The sequence below is a fragment of the Pseudoalteromonas sp. XMcav11-Q genome, from assembly GCF_040104525.1.
GTDB lineage: Bacteria > Pseudomonadota > Gammaproteobacteria > Enterobacterales > Alteromonadaceae > Pseudoalteromonas.
Genome location: NZ_JBECOX010000005.1, coordinates 395006 through 415182, shown reverse-complemented (window position 1 = coordinate 415182; position 20177 = coordinate 395006). Strand labels below are relative to the sequence as shown.

Annotated in this window: 13 protein-coding genes, 3 rRNA genes and 1 pseudogene; 5 read left to right on the top strand and 12 right to left on the bottom strand. The window is 44.5% G+C overall.

The window, feature by feature from the left end:
* The 3 genes from ABMY45_RS11155 to rrf (ABMY45_RS11145) form a co-directional block, all read left to right on the top strand.
* Positions 1–141: ribosomal RNA gene (locus tag ABMY45_RS11155) — 23S ribosomal RNA — on the top strand; the annotation flags it as partial.
* A 239-nt stretch (positions 142–380) separates the two neighbouring features.
* Positions 381–494: ribosomal RNA gene (gene rrf / locus ABMY45_RS11150) — 5S ribosomal RNA — on the top strand.
* Between the two features lie 41 nt (positions 495–535).
* Positions 536–649, top strand: a 5S ribosomal RNA gene (gene rrf / locus ABMY45_RS11145).
* 332 nt (positions 650–981) lie between these two features.
* Here the strand turns inward: rrf (ABMY45_RS11145) and ABMY45_RS11140 are convergent.
* From ABMY45_RS11140 to ettA, 8 genes and pseudogenes are all read right to left on the bottom strand, one after another.
* Entirely contained in the window at positions 982–2439 is a 1458-nt protein-coding gene (locus ABMY45_RS11140; RefSeq protein ID WP_349288898.1) for a HAMP domain-containing sensor histidine kinase, read from the bottom strand.
* A complete protein-coding gene (locus ABMY45_RS11135) occupies positions 2436–3167 on the bottom strand; it encodes a response regulator transcription factor (protein ID WP_206471234.1) in 732 nt (243 codons plus the stop codon). Before ABMY45_RS11135 ends, ABMY45_RS11140 begins: the two co-directional genes overlap by 4 nt.
* Positions 3168–3219: 52 nt before the next feature.
* On the bottom strand, positions 3220–3927 hold the full coding sequence (locus ABMY45_RS11130) for a spondin domain-containing protein (RefSeq protein ID WP_206471235.1): 708 nt from the start codon (positions 3925–3927) through the stop codon (positions 3220–3222).
* Positions 3928–3936: 9 nt separating this feature from the next.
* Complete coding sequence (locus ABMY45_RS11125; RefSeq protein WP_174168458.1) at positions 3937–4635, bottom strand: spondin domain-containing protein; 699 nt, start codon at positions 4633–4635, stop codon at positions 3937–3939.
* Positions 4636–4879: 244 nt separating this feature from the next.
* Positions 4880–6847, bottom strand: coding sequence for an FAD-dependent L-amino acid oxidase (locus tag ABMY45_RS11120; RefSeq protein WP_174168459.1), 1968 nt, complete (start codon positions 6845–6847; stop codon positions 4880–4882).
* 365 nt (positions 6848–7212) lie between these two features.
* Positions 7213–8376 (bottom strand): annotated as a pseudogene (locus tag ABMY45_RS11115) (glutathionylspermidine synthase family protein).
* Between the two features lie 53 nt (positions 8377–8429).
* Positions 8430–8795, bottom strand: coding sequence for a PilZ domain-containing protein (locus ABMY45_RS11110; protein ID WP_010378318.1), 366 nt, complete (start codon positions 8793–8795; stop codon positions 8430–8432).
* A gap of 226 nt (positions 8796–9021) precedes the next feature.
* Entirely contained in the window at positions 9022–10686 is a 1665-nt protein-coding gene (gene ettA, locus ABMY45_RS11105) for an energy-dependent translational throttle protein EttA (RefSeq protein WP_010604458.1), read from the bottom strand.
* A 462-nt stretch (positions 10687–11148) separates the two neighbouring features.
* Between ettA and ABMY45_RS11100 the strand changes: the two genes are divergently transcribed.
* Both ABMY45_RS11100 and ABMY45_RS11095 read left to right on the top strand, forming a co-directional pair.
* Complete coding sequence (locus tag ABMY45_RS11100) at positions 11149–13089, top strand: LodA/GoxA family CTQ-dependent oxidase (protein ID WP_349288897.1); 1941 nt, start codon at positions 11149–11151, stop codon at positions 13087–13089.
* Between the two features lie 11 nt (positions 13090–13100).
* Positions 13101–14180 (top strand): tryptophan 7-halogenase, encoded by a 1080-nt coding sequence (locus tag ABMY45_RS11095; protein ID WP_174168461.1) that lies wholly within the window; start codon positions 13101–13103, stop codon positions 14178–14180.
* A 156-nt stretch (positions 14181–14336) separates the two neighbouring features.
* Here ABMY45_RS11095 and ABMY45_RS11090 read toward each other — a convergent pair whose 3' ends face one another.
* From ABMY45_RS11090 to ABMY45_RS11075, 4 genes are all read right to left on the bottom strand, one after another.
* On the bottom strand, positions 14337–15632 hold the full coding sequence (locus ABMY45_RS11090; protein ID WP_349288896.1) for an ATP-binding protein: 1296 nt from the start codon (positions 15630–15632) through the stop codon (positions 14337–14339).
* Between the two features lie 8 nt (positions 15633–15640).
* Positions 15641–17011 carry a sigma-54 dependent transcriptional regulator gene (locus ABMY45_RS11085; protein ID WP_349288895.1) on the bottom strand — a complete coding sequence of 457 codons (1371 nt, stop codon included), beginning with the start codon at positions 17009–17011 and terminating at the stop codon, positions 15641–15643.
* Between the two features lie 68 nt (positions 17012–17079).
* The gene (locus ABMY45_RS11080) at positions 17080–19467 is read right to left on the bottom strand and encodes an FtsX-like permease family protein (protein ID WP_349288894.1); all 2388 of its coding nucleotides are present in this window, start codon (positions 19465–19467) and stop codon (positions 17080–17082) included.
* Positions 19464–20171 carry an ABC transporter ATP-binding protein gene (locus tag ABMY45_RS11075; protein ID WP_235368983.1) on the bottom strand — a complete coding sequence of 236 codons (708 nt, stop codon included), beginning with the start codon at positions 20169–20171 and terminating at the stop codon, positions 19464–19466. Before ABMY45_RS11075 ends, ABMY45_RS11080 begins: the two co-directional genes overlap by 4 nt.
* Between the last annotated feature and the right edge of the window lie 6 nt (positions 20172–20177).

Here is a 20177-nt window from a genome sequence, read left to right as displayed (position 1 = left end):
AAGCAGGCCTCGAGATGAGTTCTCACTTTGACTTAGAGTCAACTGAAGGGCCGTTGAAGACTACAACGTTGATAGGCGAGATGTGGAAGTGCTGTGAGGCATTAAGCTAACTCGTACTAATTACCCGTGAGGCTTAACCATACAACGCCAAAGTGGTTTACTAGAATTGTTCCAGACAATTCCTAGCATGACCTCCATCCATGGAGGCCTTAGCTAACAGAAGTTAATAGACTAAAGTAGACAAAAGAATTTAATAGCTTTTCCGGATTTAAGAATTAAACAAGGTGACCAACCTAAGCGGTATCGCGAAATCGGTTCACCTTGCGCAAATGGAATGCTCGTGCGAGGCACGATGTCATTAGACATTTGCACCCAGTTTTCCTGGTGACTATAGCGTTTTGGACCCACCTGACCCCATGCCGAACTCAGAAGTGAAACAAAACAGCGTCGATGATAGTGTGGATTACCCATGTGAAAGTAGAACATCGCCAGGGCCAAATTTAATATAAAAATAAGAACTAAAAAACAGTATTTTCCTGATGACCATAGCGTTTTGGAACCACCTGACCCCATGCCGAACTCAGAAGTGAAACAAAACAGCGTCGATGATAGTGTGGATTACCCATGTGAAAGTAGAACATCGTCAGGGCCCAATTAAAGAAACCCATTACATTAATGTAATGGGTTTTTTGCATTTTTAGTTCAATACATCGCGAGATAAACTCGCTCCAACCTCTGCATAAGCACAGTGCGACGTGGTAGGCGGTTTACCCGCCGATTTGTATGCATACACATCCAAGTCGAAAACGCTGAAGGCTTTCCCAATCTACAAAGTGATCACCTTCTCGAGATAAACTCGCTCTCACTACAGCATAAGCAAAGTGCAATATGGTAGGAGGTGGTTTATCCACCGATTTGTATATCTATACGTCTAGAATATGCTACTTTCCTGTAGGTACCTAAAGAAGGAGAATTAGCAAATCAAAGTGGCAGTGTAATTGTAAATTTACAACCTCGGTTTAGCTTGCTTGATACGCTAATATTTCCTTTTAATAATTTAACGAGCTCGTTTGTGATCGCAAGGCCTAGCCCTGCATTGTGTTTGCGGTTACTTAGGCTATTTTTGGCCTGAAAGCTAGCGTCGAATATATAGGGAAGATCAGCGGCGCTTATCCCAGTGCCAGTATCATTAACACTCACTAAAGCAATATCTTGTTGCTGCTGTAATGTGAGCTGTATTTCGCCACCAGCATCAGTGTGTCTGATAGCGTTATCGATGAGGTTTGATAAAATCCTGTCTAATTTCCCGATATCACTGTATACACTAACTTCGCTTGCTTTCGGGCTTATTGAGATGGTTATTCCGCGCTGTTTAGCTTGCAATGTAAATTTAGCCGCAACGTCATACATAAGTTCAAGTAGATTAAAGGGCTCAATATGAAGTTTGGTATGTCCTGCTTCTAGGTGGGCGAGTTCAAAAATTTGCGCGATAAGATGATTGAGTTGATTTATATTTTTACTGGCAATTTCGATGTGCGAAACGATATTTGTGTCACTTGTTTGTTTTTCTATCAGTTCAATGTAACCTTTAAGCGAGGCAAGTGGTGTGCGGAGATCGTGGCTTAGCTGTGAAAGTAGTTCTTTACGTTGTTCATCTTTGAGGTTAAGTGTAGTTAATTGCTGCTGAATTTTATCCAGCATAGCATTGACGCTGCGACCCAGCTGATGGATCTCGTCATGTTCTTCGGGCCAATTTATTTGGGCATCACGACTAATATTAAACTGGTTTTGGCTGACTTGATCTATATATTGAGTCAATCTGGACACGGGCTTAGTGATTTTATTAAGCAGTAGCAGGACGACAACCAGCAAAAAGAACAAAGTGCCTAATAACCAACTTACACCAAGCATCACCTTGTCTGAATTTTTTAGTTGCTCAATAATACTATCGTATTTTGATGAGCCGATGATGATATATAGATAACCCTGCAAAATATCTTGATTAAATACAGGGGCTACAGAGAAAATTTTACTGCCGTTAACGCTCCTCGGATCATCTCCAAATACAGGTAGTTGGCTATCGCTCTTTAGGAGTTTTTTTAAAGGGGTAACATCAATTTGCTGACGTTTAACCTCTCCAGGGGCGGCAGAGTAAGTTAATAACTTACCTTCAGGGGAGACGAAGTAAAACTCGAATGAGGGGCCTAAGATCATCAAGGTGTGAAATAGATTACTCAAACCGTCATAGTCGTACACTCCCTCTTTTATTAGGGGATTATCGTCAACAAGATGGGTCGCAAGTGCGAGGTGTAATTGTTGTTCTGCTTGAGACTTAGAGACTTGAGATAGCGCTTGGGTCCACCACACAAAAATCGCTGCAATGACAACGAAAGTGACAAATAAGATCAGTGCGAGTTTTTTGTAGAGTGAGAGCTTCATACGCTTTGCCCGTAAAGAGAGGCTGAATTTAATTTGTAACCAACACCCCATACTGTTTCTATCACCGTATTATTTGAAATAGCTTCAAGCTTTGCCCTCAGACGATTAATATGGGAGTTAACGGTATGCTCGTATCCTGAGTGTTGGTAGCCCCATACTGATTCTAATAGCTGGGTTCGAGAAAACACGTGATTTGGGTGTTTAGCAAAAAACTGCAGCAGCTCAAATTCAGTTGCGGTAAGGTCTAATCTAACATTAGCCAACGAAATTTCATGACAACAGGCATCGATAACTAGGCTCCCAACTGCAATTTTATCGTTTGGGAAGTCCGCATTTTCAGTCTGTATTGGTTGCTTAAGTTGCCTTACATGGCGTAGCTGCGCTTTCACTCTTGCTTGCAACTCTCTCGTATTAAAAGGCTTGCATATATAGTCGTCCGCACCAACTTCTAGTCCAATGATCCTATCGATATCGCTACTTTTTGAGGTGACGATGATGACACTACTCATAGGGTAAAGCGCCTTAAGCTCTCGACAAAGGGTTAGTCCATCCATATTAGGTAGCATTAAATCCAGTAAAATCACGGCAAAATCGTTCGCTTTAGCAGCCGACAATACTTGACTGCCGTCGGCAACATGCGTGACCTCTAAAGCTAACTCCTCTAAATGCACTTGGAGTAATCTCGCTATGTCTAAGTCATCTTCAACTAGCAACACGTTTTCTAACATAAATAGCCCTTTATGAAAGCGCAAACGCCTATGGCAGACGTTTGCGCATAGGCTATTTAACTCTCTCGATAGTGACTGCAAGCAGTGGGTTATCAAATTTATGGACACTAGTGAGCGTTGAACTTTGGAGTCCATCATCACTACCAACTACACCACTGTGCATCGTCACCATGTTGTGATTATCGTTGCGCTCTGCGTTAAAGCCCTCACCGCTATCTGCTGGGCCTGGTATGGTTCCCGCGGCTTCGCTATTCAGCTCAGTGCCAGCATCGTAGGCAAGTGTTCGATACATTTGCATCTCGCCTACTAGCAGCGCAGAGACGTCTATAGCATTTAGACCGGAGAATCCATCATTGGTATTCACCATCATGGTTAATAGCGATAACTTAAGCTCAGAAAGGTCTGTAGTTTTGATGGAAAGGTTGGTTGTCGCACCGGGGCCTAAAGGTCCATCCGTTGAGACGGATGCTTGTGTCATCTCTTCGGCTATGATGTCGCTGTTATTTCCGCCCTCTGCAAGTTGCTCTAATGCTTCACTCGCTGGCATGCCGACAGTAAAGTAATGACCAGACTGATGAAGCAGCGCTGCAATTGGTGACATAGGCTGTGCATGTGTAAGGTTCGTGATAGTGATGGCAAACTCATACTCAACTGGCTCTGGCTCAACCGGAGGCTCTGGCATCACCATATTATTGTCATTGTCTCCACATGCACTGAGCAGGAGCGCAGACATGGCAATTAATGCTAATTTCGCTTTCATAGCTCCCCCTTATTTTACGGTTACTGTTACTTTAGCTACGGGATTTAACCAACGGTGCACGGTGTTATGCAGATCGCTATTACCGCCGACTTGCTCGTTGTCACCTACGTTGCCTCTGTGAATATGGACCATGGTGTTTTCTTCACTTGCTGTGACGCTAGCACCTTGAGTTCCAGGAGCTGCACCTGGCGATGCCGGGATCCCTAAAATACCGGGTGCACCAGAGCCTTCGACAACCAATTCATTATTCGCTTCAGTACCCGCATCATAGGCATTAAGGTAAACTTCATAGGTGCCGGCAGCGCTTGGAATAGGCCACGCATTTAATCCTACAAATCCATCATTGGTAGGAAGTAGCATTGCCACAATTGAAAGATGCGTATTTCCCTCACTGGTAGATATCATCGCCATTGTAGAGCCTGCGGGTGCAAGTAGCCCCTCAGCTGGGTTGGCGACCATATTGGCGTTTGAGCTTTCGAGGATTTGTCCTAAAGCTGAAATGTCACCGCCTTCGGCCATGGCTTGCAATGCTTCAGAAGCTTGCTCACCGAGTTTGAAAAGAGCGGTATCTTGATTATGAGCAGCCACCAGTAAAGGCGTATAGTAAATACCGTGAGTGAGGTTAGTGATTTTTACTTCAAGGTCTTGTGCCAACGCAGCGCTTGATAAACACGTTGCGACTAATGTTGTCAGGATTTTTGCTTTCATGATGTACTCTTCTTATTAGGATTAACAGTCTCCTTATCATGGCTGCAAGATATTGAGATAGGCTCACGGAGTTATCACGTTTTTATCACAAAAGCGTAGAATACTTATCACAGGGCTCAGATCAGCGGAGCTTGGACTAACTTGAAATACGCCGGAACGGTTTTAGTTGATCGAAAACTATCAATTAGTTCTGCAAGGTAGGGATAATGAGGAGTAAAAAACTCCTCGTTACTAGAGAGGCGGGTTAGGGCTTATCGAAATAACTGAGGTTGACGCCAAGCACACTATTGGCATCAGCAAGCGTTACTTTGTCTTTAGTATTTGGCGAAAAATTAGGATCGATATATTCCATAATCATTTCATTAGCAATTTTTCGATAGGCGATTTGTATTGCTTCTGACGAGCTACAGCCTTGGTCTGTTTCAAAGACTTCGCTTAGTGGCGCTAAGCCAAACCCTTTTTGTAGCACTAAATCTGTCGAACGTAATGCGCCTTCTACCCAGCCCTGATAATCAGAGTAAGCTTCACCGCAGGTAAACAGATTTGGCAACGGCTCTACTAAATCTTCGATGACGTCTTTATCATTCGCTCCAATCGCCCATTGATGTACACCAAAACCAAATTGAAGATTTTCAGGGACATTGAAATTCACGTTCCCTTCCCAAATTCGAGCGCTTGTGAGGGTGGGCTGTGGAACATAATGTGTATTAAAAATGTCTTTAAAGAATTGTGTCGCTTGTCGTACAACCGCTTCCGAGGCTGGAAATATATCACTGGGAATAGATTCAACGAGTTCCGACTCACGAGGGTGATGATAAAGCTCACCTTTATTTTGCAGTGCACTCCAAAAATTAATATTTAGATAATCACAGTAAATAGTCAATGCGGCTGGGCGACTGTATTTAGCGGCTTCTATCCCTTCGAGTTTGTGTTGGGTTTCAGAGTTAGGCTCGGCATGACGCTCGTTATACATAAGCGCGGCTGCGAGTTCATCATCTAAAGCATAAAAGGGATAAACAGAACCCGTTGGTAAATCGGCAAAGTTAGGTCCAAAGCTGACAGCTGGGCGGCCTGTCATGCCGGTTCCCCACCATGCAGTGTCGTAATATAAATTAATCTTCAGGAGCGGTTGGTTGCTTGTGCTTTGCAATGTATCCCATAACGCATCGCGCCGCTGCTTTGGTAGCTGTTTGAATACATCTGACGCTATGAACAACTTTTCAAGCGCGAGCCTTGGCAGCCCTAAAATAAGCTTTTCAGCTTTAAATTTTCCTTCGCTTATCTGTCCGTCTTGCTCGGTTTTGGTGTACTTAAGTACATAAAGATTGTCTGCTTTATCAAAGGCGATGCTATCGATGCTCGTTTGCAGGTAAATCTTCTCTTTACCTATTTTATCCACAAGCGCGTTTGGCAGGGTGCTAAAGCCGTCTTTAAAGGTTCTAAATTCGACATCTGCAGGAAAGTCTTCCAAAAGCTGATAGGCAACCCCCGCATTCATTTTCGATAAGAAGGTGCCATTAAAGCCCAAAACACGATACAGCATGGTGATACATTCTTGGCTATAACCCATATCAGTGAGTAAATCCCACAAAGACCAATTACATAGTGGCTCACCTTGCCATTGACATTGCAGACGGAAATCCTGCCAAAACTCTGGGCCGCGAACCTCTGGCCTTGAATCGAACTGTGGATTCACTTGCAAGATACGATTAAAAACAACATTAATAATGTCTTTGGGATTAACACCTTGTTCGTTTGGGTCGAGGTTATAAAGTGCCGACCAAATATGATAGTCGTCTTGTTCGGCATCGTTTACCGAAAAGCTGGTACCGCGAAAGTAGAGCCGGTTATTACCGCCGCTATTCATGGGGAACGGGACTATCTGATCTTCTAGGCCTAACTTTAGAAAGAGGGCCATTAGGTCATCCATACCCTCAAATAGAAACCGCATACCACCTTGTTCTTCTTTGACTGTAATGGTGCTGTCAGGCTTTGCTCCTGCGCGGTTATCTCTGAAATGGATAAGATCTGAGTCCAATCTTCCACCTGTGCGGTTGCTGCGCTCAAAAATGGCGAAGTCATCAACGTCTGTTTCGCACTGTAATCGCCAAGCGCTATACAAACCAGACATGCCAGCCCCTATCACTGCGACTTTGACCGCTTCTGGAATGGGTTTTTGACTAATGTCTGTACCTATTTTGTAGTGAGTCATGTGAGTTCCTTAGTCGACGATGTCTCACACTTTTGAGGCTGACTGCTTTTATACCAATTGGCATTACTTCCTAGCTCGCTAAGTGATCTATAACGTATCTATGCATTCCAACCTGTTGAGTGCACTTCCCAAAAATTTGTTGCAACAAGCCAGGTATTGTTTTCTCAACTTGATGCAAAACCCAGTTACTACTTTAGTACACTGGTTAAGTTTGTGTTAATTTTTGCGGCGGGTTTTGCCAAGTGTTTGTCTAAAAAAGCACGAATGGCATGAATTTAATAAGCTTTTATTCTCGGCTGAACACTAATTTGAGAGATGGAACACATTTGTTCCATACCGACTAAGTTATTTAATGTTCAATGAGTTTAGCCAACAATGATATGGGGTAAGAAACGGCTAAGATCTTGGGTGATCAGACTTTTATCTTCACGGACACCAATTCCAACTGCTTTATCGCCGACAATCCATGAGCCGATGAGCGTATTGAAGCCTGCAAATTTGGGTAAAGGTGAGTAAGCTTGATAAATATAACCTTCTTCGCCATATCCACCTGCAGACTGTGCAAGCAGCTGTTGATCTTTTCGGATCTCAATATTCGCGCCTTCACGAGAAAATAATGGCTTCTTCACATAGTCGGACTCACTACTTGCAATTTTATGCTTGTCCTGTTCAAAGTATGCCGGTAACAGATTTGAGTGATTTGGAAAGGTTTGCCATAGCAAAGGTAAGATTACTTTATTAGATAAAATCGCTTTCCTTGGAGGCTCTAGCCATTGCACTTTTGCTTCCGATAATTGTTCGCTATATTCATCTTGAAACATAAATTCCCATGGGTATAGCTTAAACATCCATTGGATTTTTGAATCATCAAGGTCGACAAAGTGTTGGTTATCAAATCCGATATCTTCGATAAAAACTTGTTTCGCTTTGAGTCCGGCTTCCATCGCGCAACTGCGCATATATTGAATGGTGCCCAAGTCGTCAAAGCTTTCTTTGCAGCAAGAAAAGTGTAGGGGAGCACCACGGTAGCATTTATGCAGTTGATAAAAGCGCTCTATCAGCGCTTCTTGAAGGTCATTTAATTGATCCGCATTACGTGGTAACTTACCGGCTTTTACCTGTTCTTCAAGCCACTACCAGTAATCCGTTTCGAATAAGCTGGTGGGCGTGTCGAAATTGGCCTCCAGCAGCTTGGCTGGTGACTTTCCATCGTAACTAAAATCAAAGCGACCATAGAGCGCTTGGTCTCGATGACGCCATGAGCGAGTCACTAATTCCCATTGAGACTCAGGATTAGCAAACGGTTGCAGAAGAGACTCGTCATTACACACTAAATCGACAAGGTGTAAGCGCATTTGGTGGAGTTCGTCACTTGGATCTTCCAAGTCTTGCTCAATTTGCTTTAACGTAAATTGATAATATGCACTTTCGTCTCAATACTTTTCACCAAGCATAGTATGAAACTCAAAGCCGTGGGCTTTTGCTTGTTCACGCCAGTGTGGGTGTTCATCAACAGAAATTCTTAACATAAGTGTAAAATCGATCCGTCTAATATCAATTAGCTTAATTAAGCGAATTGGTATTAATCATCATCGTAGGTGAGCTGCTCTAGCTCGCGATGAAGTATATCATCATCTCCCAGGTTAAGTTCAATAAGGCGCTTTAAATGCGTCACACTATCGAGATCTATTTGGCGGCAATGTACACCTAGATGACCTTCTTCAACGTGACGAACCTCTACCTCCATTGTAATTTGAATATCACTACCAGGTAGATAAAAGTTTAAACTTGCAGGGTCGTTTTTAAGTGGCACATAGCCATCGGGCAGGGTGAGTAATGCGCCATTGAGCGACAAATCCAAGATTTCGCAGCTAAAATCACCGCTTGAGGCCATAAACTGTGCCTCGTTTGAAAAAATAACTCTGGAAAAACGTCGACGTTCTTTCATTACTGATCCTAATAGTCCGTATAGGTAAAGAATAGCTTATATCATTGTGCTCGCTACTAACAATGACAATAAATTACGCCGCTTGGATGGGATTGCTACTGCAATTTGATTTGCGACTTGCCTCCACAGTGCGGCATGAATAAAGCTAAGCAAGTATTAAAAAATAAAAAAGGCTCCTAACGAAGAGCCTTAGATTATCATCGTTGATAGACTAATGTTTTAATTGTTAGCCAATCTTCTTATATTTGATACGTTTAGGCTCTGCCGCCTCAGCACCAAAGGTCTTCTTCAACCATTCTTCGTATTCAGTGTAGTTGCCGTCAAAGAAGTTGATTTGGCCTTCATCACGGTAGTCTAGAATGTGGGTCGCGATACGGTCTAGGAACCAACGGTCGTGCGAGATACACATAACGCAGCCCGGGAATTCTAAAATCGCATTTTCTAGGGCTCGTAACGTTTCAACGTCTAGATCGTTGGTTGGTTCATCCAGCAACAGTACGTTACCGCCTGCTTTTAGTAGTTTTGCTAAGTGCAGACGATTGCGCTCACCACCAGACAGCTCTTTTACAAACTTTTGTTGGTCATTGCCCTTAAAGTTAAAGCGGCCAACATAGGCGCGGCTTGGTACTTCAAAGTTACCAATTTTAAGAATGTCTTGGCCGTTAGAGATCTCTTGGAATACGGTGTTATTACCGTCCATGTCATCACGGAACTGTTCAACAGTGGCGATTTCAACCGTTTCACCAATAGTGATGTTACCACTATCTGGCTGCTCTTGACCGCTTAGCATTCTAAACAGCGTTGACTTACCCGCGCCGTTTGCACCGATGATCCCAACAATTGCACCTTTAGGTACGTTGAAGTTCAAATCGTCAATCAACAATCTGTCACCGAAGCTCTTACGTAAGTTGCTCACTTCAATCACTTGGTCGCCTAAGCGAGGACCAGGTGGAATGAATAGCTCGTTGGTTTCGTTACGCTTTTGATAGTCGTTTTGCTGAAGCTCGGTAAACTGCGCCATACGTGCTTTAGACTTAGCTTGACGACCTTTTGGATTTGAGCGTACCCATTCAAGTTCTTTTTCAATCGACTTCTGGCGTGCTTTCTCTGATTTTTCTTCTTGCTTCAAACGTGCATCTTTTTGCTCAAGCCATGAAGAATAGTTACCTTCCCACGGAATACCATGGCCACGGTCAAGCTCTAAAATCCAGCCTGCTACATTATCTAGGAAGTAGCGGTCGTGGGTGATCGCTACCACTGTGCCCTCGTAGTCATGAAGGAAGCGCTCCAACCACGCAACCGACTCGGCATCTAAGTGGTTAGTCGGTTCGTCAAGAAGCAGCATATCTGGCTTCTCAAGTAACAGGCGGCAGATAGCAACACGGCGTCTTTCACCACCTGATAGGTGCTCAATTTTCGCATCCCATTCTGGTAAACGAAGCGCATCGGCAGCGCGCTCAAGCGCATTATCTAGGTTGTGGCCGTCATGTGCTTGGATGATAGCTTCTAATTCGCCTTGCTCTTTAGCTAGCGCATCAAAGTCAGCGTCTTCCATTGCGTACTCTGCGTACACTTCGTCTAATCGATTCAGGGCGCGCTTAACTTCGCCAACTGCTTCTTCAATCGTTTCACGAACGGTTTTGCTTTCGTCTAGTACAGGTTCCTGCGGTAGGTAACCGATCTTAGTACCAGGTTGCGGACGTGCCTCGCCCTCGAATTCGTTATCCACACCCGCCATAATGCGAAGTAAGGTCGATTTACCTGCACCATTAAGGCCTAAAACACCAATTTTAGCGCCCGGGAAAAAGCATAAAGAAATATCTTTCAGAATAGTGCGCTTAGGTGGCACAACTTTGCTCACCCGCGACATGGTATAAATATATTGAGCCATGAGTTTCCAATCTCTTTTTTAAGTTAGATGTATTTTAGAGAAAGCCTTCCTGTGCTGCAATGTTGTGGACTACATGATATAAAAAATATAAGTTCCTTCGCTAATTAACTTGAGTTGTGGATAGTTAATACCTTTCTAGCAGTCAGTTCCAGTGCAAACGGTGTTTAATTACTAACCAATAGCTATATTGGTTAGCAAATTCGCCTTGCTTATAGGAAGCTGGCACCATAGCGAGAGAAGGATGCGGAAGCGGTGTTTTCCCTAAAATTCTCTGGTTAGACTAGGAGGTAAATTAAGTTGTACTTTAACAACAATGAGTTAGAACATTCCCTATCCAAATCTTAGATTAAGCAAAATATTTTCGTGTTTAAGTTGTAATTCGATGTAATGGTTTAAGTCAGAAATAGCTTCTACACTGCAGTAATGCTTCATGAATTGAACCACTGTAAAAAGGATTACAACATGTCACATCACTGCAATCAAAACCCCATTGTTTCAGCTGCCATATACCCACCCATAGGTGTAATGCGGGTTGGTAACAGCCCTGAAGAATTTTTTATTGGCCCTGAGGTCGATACCGCCATTCCAAGAGATATGAATTACTATCGCGATAGCACGGGAGCGTTGAAGCGCCAAGCCGCGCGTTTTCGTATTTATGGATTGGACGCCGAGGGCAACATCGTTAAAGAACTCACTTGCGACGATGGCGCTTCTATCATTTGGCATGCTCGCTTGGCTAATCAAAAAGCATCTTGGTATGAGTTTCAATTAGCGTTGGATATTCCAGAGGCGATGGAGGCCGAGCCGAGTTTACTGCGCAACCTCAATGTAAATGACCGTGACAGCTTGCTCATTGATGGTGGGGCGCAGCAGATCAGTGGTATTGCTTCTGGGTGTGGTTGTAGTCGCTTTGAAGGATGCTTTGCTGGTAAAAAAGTGTACTTAGGCGAAATGCGTACCGATGACAAGGGCCGCTTACTTATGCTTGGTGGACACGGGGTGTCAGAAAATCCTCAAGGCCACGAGGCGATCACGTTCGGTAATAATGAAGGCTGGTACGACGATACTTCGGACGGCCCTGTAACTGCTGAGGTGAAATATCAAGGCAAAGCACTTGATGTGAAACCTGCATGGGTTATTTGTGCGCCACCAGATTACGCGCCAGTGCAAAAATCTCCGCGAACCATGTGGGATTTAATGCGCCAGGTTGCAGTTGATGCCAAGATGCTACCAGCACCTGAAGGTAACCCCTCCTTTAGTAAAGACATTCTGCCAATTTTCCAAAGGTTAACCGATTTACAATGGGTTAATGCGGGATTTGCCGCAGGGTTTGGCTGGAATAGCCCCTTTGATTTTACTTCAGAGACTTGGATCAGCCGTTTAAATGACAACTCACGCACATGGCAAGAAGCAAGACGTAATCTCTTTAATAACTTTAGACAGATAGAAAAAGTCACCACAGCGGATGAAAAACATAGTTGGAACCCTAAATTTGCTGCTACCGCACCGCAGCTGTGGCCTTGGTTGTACGGCGATGCGATGAGTGTAGATGCCGATGACTCGCCAAGGCAGTTTGTCACCCTGACAGAAATTCAGTTGAATATGTTACAGCAGTGGTCGAATGGCGAATTTGATTCTGATTACGACCCTTGTTATCGCCCCCCAACCAGCATTGATGAAATTCCGGTTGCTGAGCAACCAGAGATGTTAACTAAAGCGGCGATGGAGTTCTGTTTAGCGGATGCTTTCCATCCTGGATGTGAAATGACTTGGCCAATGCGTACAGCGGGCATGTATAGCGAGGCTTTCCGTCTTAAGCATTCAGAAGATACTGCACCGACCCACGGCACCAATTATGGCGTGGAAATGACATCAGAAATCGCGCTGCATTCGAGCGGCCCATTAAAAACGGGGCAGGTTGCTGGTGGCATTACGCGTTGGATGGCCATTCCTTGGCAAACAGATACCGCGAGTTGTCGCGATGGCTACAATGAAGCTTACGACCCTTATTTACCGACCTTTTGGCCTGCACGAGTGCCAAATAATATGCTTAGCGAGCAAAATTATCACAGGGTAGTTGATGAAACTAGGCCATTTGCAGAGCGACAAGCAGCATTTAATGACCGGGAGCTGTGGCTAAACGATTTGCCGATAGGCCCTTCAAACAACTATATTGAGCAGATCAACAGTATGATCACTGGGTTTGGTCAATTGGCGGTGGTATTACCGAAGACAGAAAAAGGCGTAACAGGTTTTCCAACCACCATGCAAGTAGGGTTAACACCAGTCAAAGCTGATCACAAAGCAGAAAAACTGCTGACAACAAGTCGTAATGAAAGCATGCGAGATTGTCGTCCTGATTTGTCACAAACCGACAAAGCACACCGCCGGAATCGCAAATAATAAGGGCTAATATGGCTGAAAGGAAATCGGATATTGTAATTGTAGGTGCAGGCATTGCAGGATGCATTGCTGCACTTGCCTTGCATCCTCACTATCAGGTGATAGTAGTCGATAAGCTCGCCGCAGCTAAAGACAAAGTGGGCGAGTGTTTACCGCCTGCGGCGTCTAGAATTCTCAAAAAGCTTAACTTGTTGCACTTACTACAAAGCCCGGAACATCTCACTTGTCACGGTATGATTTCGTTTTGGGGTAGTGAATCGCCTACCATAGTGGATAACGTTAAAAACCCCGATGGTTTGGGGTGGCACATTCATAGGCAGCATTTTGAACAGCAGCTTCGTGATCAATTAGTGCTTCGTGGTATCCCTTTATTATCTCCTACAAAGCTCACTGATGTGGTGCAAACACAATCAGGGTGGCAAGTTAGGGTTGAAGGTTGCGACACTGACATGTCTATCACGACAACACTGCTTATTGATGCCACCGGTCGCGCCTGTCATCTGGCGAGGCGACTCGGTGCAAAACTACAACAGTTTGATAAGCAAATGGCACTGTGGCTTACCGCAGAGGTTGCCACGACGAAACAGTTTGCGGTGATAAGCGATGAAGAAAATGGCTGGTGGTATAGTGCGCCGAGCGCGGCATGCTCTTCACTCGATCCTAATATGCAGCCTCGGGTGTTTTCTTGGCAGGCTTGCGCTGATGCGATCAAAAAGTGCAACATTACCAACGCTCAAGATTTTTTAGCCAAAGTAAAGCAGGTGAGGGGATTTAACACCTTAGTGGACTTGGTGAATATAGAAACAGCACACCTGCACCCAATGGTAAGTGCAAATTCGGCCCGTTTGGATAGTTGCGCAGCAAAAGGCTGGTATGCGGTGGGTGATGCGAGCATGAGCTTTGATCCGCTCTCTTCGCAAGGTATGTTGCATGCCATGACCAGCAGCATGCAACTTGCGGATATGCTGCTGTTGCACGGTACGGATTACAAACATGGCGCAAAATTATATCAGTCGCAAATGGATAGAGTGTGGATGCGCTACCTTGAGCATCGGCAGCACTTTTACGAGGGCTCAAAGTTAATCGGTTAACACTTATTATTACTTGTTTGGACTAAAGCAAAGTTTGAATCGAAAGAATGCGGCAACATCTATAGTGGTGAAACCAATACCATTGCTGCTGGCCGTCAGTTGATTACGATGCTTAAAATGTCTGAATAAATGTTGCCTAGAAGTGGCGGTGAACACTCACTTATTCACTGCCACCAGTGGAAGCTGAATATGAGCAATTGCGCCTTGCGCATCTTTACGATTGGTTAAGCTCAGTTTTCCGTTATGCTGTTCAACGATATTTTTAGCTAAGATGAGACCAATCCCTTTACCCGCTGCTTTAGTGGTGTAAAAAGGTACAAATAGGTTGTCAGCGTTCTTTATGCCATGACCTTCATCGAGTACTTCAATACCTGCGAATTTATGATTGTGGTACGCTTTGACATAAACAGTATTGCGCTCACCTCCAGCTTCCAAGGCATTTTTAATCAGGTTTACAAGTGCCTGTTCAAGTAAGCTTTGATCAATTTGCAGCGTAAAGTTCTGTTCAATGGTTAATCTCACGCGATTGTCAAAAAGCCCTACGAGCGGCGTTAGTAAGTCACTTATTGATATCGCTTCTATATGAAGTTGATGCTGTTTTGCAACGCTTGCATAGCGATTAACAAATGACATCAGGCCATCGCTGCGCTGCACAATCACGCCAAGCGCTTGTTCAAAATCGGCTTGATTTTCTTGCGTGGTGGGAATTTCTATCAAGGTTTGAGCAAGTGACTTAATCGGCGAGAGAGAATTATGAATTTCGTGGCTGAGCACTCTGATCATTTTTTGCCAAGCGTCGCGCTGAGCTTGACTGACAACCGCTTGCACATCGGTTAAGAGCACTAAGTGCGCCTGCATGCCTGCAATGGTAAGTTCGCTATAGCGAAGTTGCCACTCATCACCTAAGGTGGGGTGGTTAAAGTGCCAATGACCACTATGATACTCAAGGCTAAACTTATGCGCTTTTAATAAACGAAGGCTTTGCCATGGTTTGCCAATCCAATTTGAGAAGGCTTCATTGGCATGCACCAGTGCAGTATTGTTATCGAAAATCGCGATGGGGCTGGGCAGTTGTTCAATGAGTCTGAACAGTAATATGGCTTGGTGGTCTCGCTCTGATTTGAATGATTGCAGCTGCTGACATAATTGCTGTGTTTCCTGCTGCAAACTGTGAAGAGTGCCTGAGCTGTCAGAGGTGTAAAAGCGCTGCCCATACTCTTCGTTTTTGATCGCCTCTATGGTGGTTGAGAGGTGATAAAAAGGTTGTATTACGCGCTGTTTAAAATGATACAGCAGCAGTGCGAGCGGACAAAGGACAAGGATAAAGTAGGTGATAACACTGAGTGTTGATGCCTCAAGGATGACCATAAAAAAAGCGCTGAGCACGGTGAACAGCAACCAAATAACCAGGCAAAAAATCTCGATAGTCTGTTCAAAGTTAGGCTTTTTCATAGGCAAGCTCATCGTGTTTTGATATCAAACTTATCAAGGCGACGATATAGGGCACTTTTACTGATCCCAAGTAAAACAGCAGCATCTTCCACATTATCATGGCATTGGCACAGCGCCATTTTAATCAACTTTTGCTCGGCTTGATCTAGCGTCATCATTTCGGGCTCACTCTGCTCTGTGGTTACCACAGATTTTAAAGAAAGCGCGCTTTCTTCAATTTCAGTGCCATCACACAGCAAAATCGCACGTTCCATTATATGGCTAAGTTCACGGATATTACCCGGGAATGCGTAACTTTGTAGTCTTGTTTGTGCTGCATGAGACAAGGGTTTTACGTCTAGTTCGTAGGTCGTTGCGTGCTTTTGAATAAAAAAGTCGGCCAGCGGAATTATCTCTGTACGACGCAAGCGCAGTGGTGGGATCTCAAACTCCATTGTATTTAGTCTGAAATACAGGTCACTACGAAATTGACTTGCTTGTTGTTGCGACTCTAAATCTGCATTAGTTGCGCTAATAATTCTACAGCTTGCATGCTGCGTTTTGCTCGAGCCAACAGCTTCATATTCCCCTGTTTCTAATACTCGTAGTAGCTTCGCTTGTTGAGGCTCTGTGAGTGTACCTACCTCATCCAAAAACAAAGTCCCTTGCTCAGCCATTGAGAAACGACCTTGTCTATCCTGTTTAGCGTCAGTAAACGCACCTTTCACATGGCCAAACATTTCGCTTTCAAACAGTGACTCTGGAATAGCCGCCATATTGGTACTCACAAAGTTGCCTGTGATGTTACTTTGCTGGTGGATGTAGCTGGCAATCTGTGATTTTCCCGTACCATTTTCTCCTCTAAGCAATATATTCGCTTTGGTTTTGGCAATGCGATCAAGTTGGCTTTTTAGCGCTTGCATCGTAGGGCTTAACCAGAGTAATGCATCAGCTGGTTCTGCATTTGGCACTATTTTAGCTGTAGTTTGTTGGAGGGGAGCAGGTTGTTGTTTTGCAGCGATTTGCTTTAGCCCTAAATGCTTTTTCACCATCATTACTACGGCTTGGTTGTCCCAAGGCTTGGCAAAAAAGTCTTTGGCGCCGCGCTGCATGGCTTCGACGGCGAGTTCGACGCTAGACCAAGCGGTCATCGCAATAAAGGTTGCGCTACTTTGGCTTGCATACTGACTCAAAAAAGCGAGACCTTCATCGCCGGATGTCGTATCGAGCTCATAGTTCATGTCTAGCAGTACAATATCAATGTCGTGCGCATTGAGCTGCTTAGCGGCACAATAAAGACTACTACTTTGGAAAATGGTAAAACCGTGGTTTTTTAGTAAAAACTGTAAGCTAAGGCGGATATCGGCCTTGTCATCAACGATTAAAATTGAACCTTGCATAGTGTGTTGTAGGCAAAGAGCGTTTACACGCCACGCTTTGCCTACGCATTCCTGTTGTTATTATTAACTTATTCGTCTCTTAGCGCTTTAATGGGATCTTGGCTTATCACCCTTTGCACAGGTAAATAGCTTGCGATGAGCGCAATCAGCAGCATGATAGGGATTGTCACGATAACAGCGAACCAGCTCACGGAAATAGCTGTTGTACTTATCTTTGTCAGTATCCCATATCCGATTGCAACGGTTAATGCACTCACTCCAAGGCCAATCATTACCGGTGTTAGACTCTGCTTGAGCACTTGTGCTATCAGTTTGTGTGTATGTGCGCCCAACGACAAGTGAATGCCAAGCTCATAGCGACGCATTTGTACGCTGTAGTTGAGCACGCCGTAGATCCCGGCGCCAGCTAGGCTTAAGGTAAGGGCTAATAGAGCGACAGTCAACATTGCTTGCAGCCAAGTTTGTCTTAACCTCTGGGTTAGCATGCCATCTACAGGCTCAAAAAAAGCAAAGTTTAGACTCGGATGAATGACCTTGAGAGCATGAGTTAATTGGACTTTTGACAGTGCAGAATTCCCCTTGATAATAAAAGATGTGCTGCCTTCAGTGACAGGCAAGTAATAGCGCTCTAAGGTATAGCCTCGGTTGCCCGTAGGTACGTAAATATCACTCACAACCCCAACCACTTTTCTTGGCACCTCTCTGTCAGCATAGAGGGTTTGACCGATTGGATTTTCATCTTTGTACAAACGCTTAGCGAGTGAGGCCGAGAGAATTATTTCATTGTTGTCTGAGCCTGAGGCCATGATCGGTGTAAACCGGCTTCCTTGCTCAAGTGGTAGTGAAAGCGCAGTGAAACCGTCTTCGTCGTAAAAGGACAAACTGACGATACCGATCAGCGCAATATTTTGGTCATACAAATAATTTTGCCATCCCATTTGCAAAGGCGAAGCATAACTTGCCGATATCGATGTGATGCTCGCTTGATTGGCTAAAAGCTGTTTGATTTGCTTGCCAAGCTCAAAGTTATCGATTCCTGTGGCACTGCCGTCGATACGGACATAGTACAAATGCTCAGTATCAAACCCAGTGGGATGGGTCATTTGCGCGTATGCGGGAACTAATTTGTTGGCTGCAAGAAAGAGTAAAATACTGGCAAAGCATACTTGTAATGCCACCAACACTTGACGAGTACGCTTGGAAATTTGCGCGCCAGTGCCTTTACCGCTGCTGTGTAGCGCATCTGTTAGGGCATGATAGTTTACTTGTTTGCTGGTAAACCAGGCGATGAGTAGCGCCATTATCAGACTCAGTGCACAAGCAACCACTATGGTCGGCCAATCTAGAGTTAAGCCCTGCATGCGACTAAATAAATAGCTCAAGTCGTTTGCTAACCAAACATTCAACCACTCGGCAAGCAATAATCCGAGTATAGTAGCTGCCCCCACTAACAGGACGCTTTCGCAAAACATACTGACAAAAATGTGAGTAGGCTTTGCCCCCAGTGCCGCTTGAATTGCCATGGTGCGCTGTTTTTGCGCAGCCCTTGAGAGAAATAAATTAACAACATTGGTCAGGGCAATGAGCACCAAAACCGCAGCTGAGAACAACAAGGTAATGGCGAGCCCATCACTTCGTGCAACTATTTTGTCGCGCAGTGGTGTAAACTGAGCGCCAATTCGCGTGTTAGGCGCTACGTTTTCACGGGATTGGTAAAGCGTGTTAATCTGTTCGCCCAGCGCATGATTCATCTGCTCAATGTTTACACCCGCTTTCAGTCGAGCGATACCGTTAAACTGGCTACTGATGTTATTCCAGTGCGAGGTGGTGGTGACAGGCTCCGGAAAGCTACTAAAGCCGCTAACGGGAAAGCCACCAAAGATCTCAGGCACTTCAAACGCTTCTCCCGTTACTCCGATAATTTGATAGCGTTCACGATCTATGGAGGTGTAGCTACCAACGATATCTGGATCGGCATTAAAGTGCGTTATCCAAGAATGATAACTCAGGACTAAAACTTTTTGTTCATCGCTGACGCCTTCGTCTTGCTTTAGCGCGCGACCAAGATGCAGTGGCGTGCCTAACAACTCAAAGAATTCGGGAGTCACTCGAATTATGTCTACCGTGGGCATATCCTTAATGTCCATAAAACGAGATGATACCAAGTGCATCATCGTCATTTTGTCGATAAATTGCTTATCTTGATATAGCTGAAACTGGGTGGAGAGCAGTTGGAATCCATATTGGGTTTCTCCATTAATGGTTTCGCTTTGATCGGTCACCCACAGCTTATCTGCATCAGGGTAGGGGAGCGGTTGCGTGATCAATCTATGGTTGATATTAATCACTACCGTTAGCGCTGCTAAGGTTAATGCTAGGGTGACAAGTACGGTAAGACTAAATCCCGGAAGCTTCCTCAGATTTGACAGTGCGAGCTTAAATTCCTCTTTTATCATCCCACCATCTCCAAATTCATTTCATCCACCATCACCCCATCTAACAAGAACAGTTTACGTTTTGCCATGTCTGCATACCTAGGGTCGTGGGTAACCATACACATGGTTGTGCCTTGGGCGTTTAGGTCGCTCAGCATGTTCATTACGGCATCGCCATTTTTTGAGTCCAAGTTTCCTGTAGGTTCGTCAATAAGCAGAATATCTGGCTGATTGGCGAGTGCACGGGCGATGGCGATACGTTGCTGCTGTCCGCCTGACAGTTGATTGGGCTTATGTTCTGCTCTGTGGGTCATTTGTACTAACTCCAAGCAAGTCATTACTCTTTCTTTTAACGCAGTGCTTGAAAGTGCGGTGCTACTGTACTTGATAGGTAAGGCGATATTGTCAAAGACGTTCAATTCATCAATGAGATTAAATGACTGAAACACAAAGCCAATATGTTTATTTCTTAGTGTGGCTCTTTGGTTGACGTCAAGGTTACTGACATCGTTACCCGCAATTGTGTAGGTGCCGGTGCTTTGGCTGTCTAATAAACCAAGAATATTTAGAAGTGTTGATTTGCCGCAGCCCGATGGGCCTGAAATTGACAGATATTCGCCCTGAGTCACATTGAGGTTTACGCCACGTAGTGCCAGTGTTTCCATTCCGCCGAGGACAAACTTTTTAGTGATGTTTTTAAGTTCAATAACGTGTTTATTATTCATTGTTCT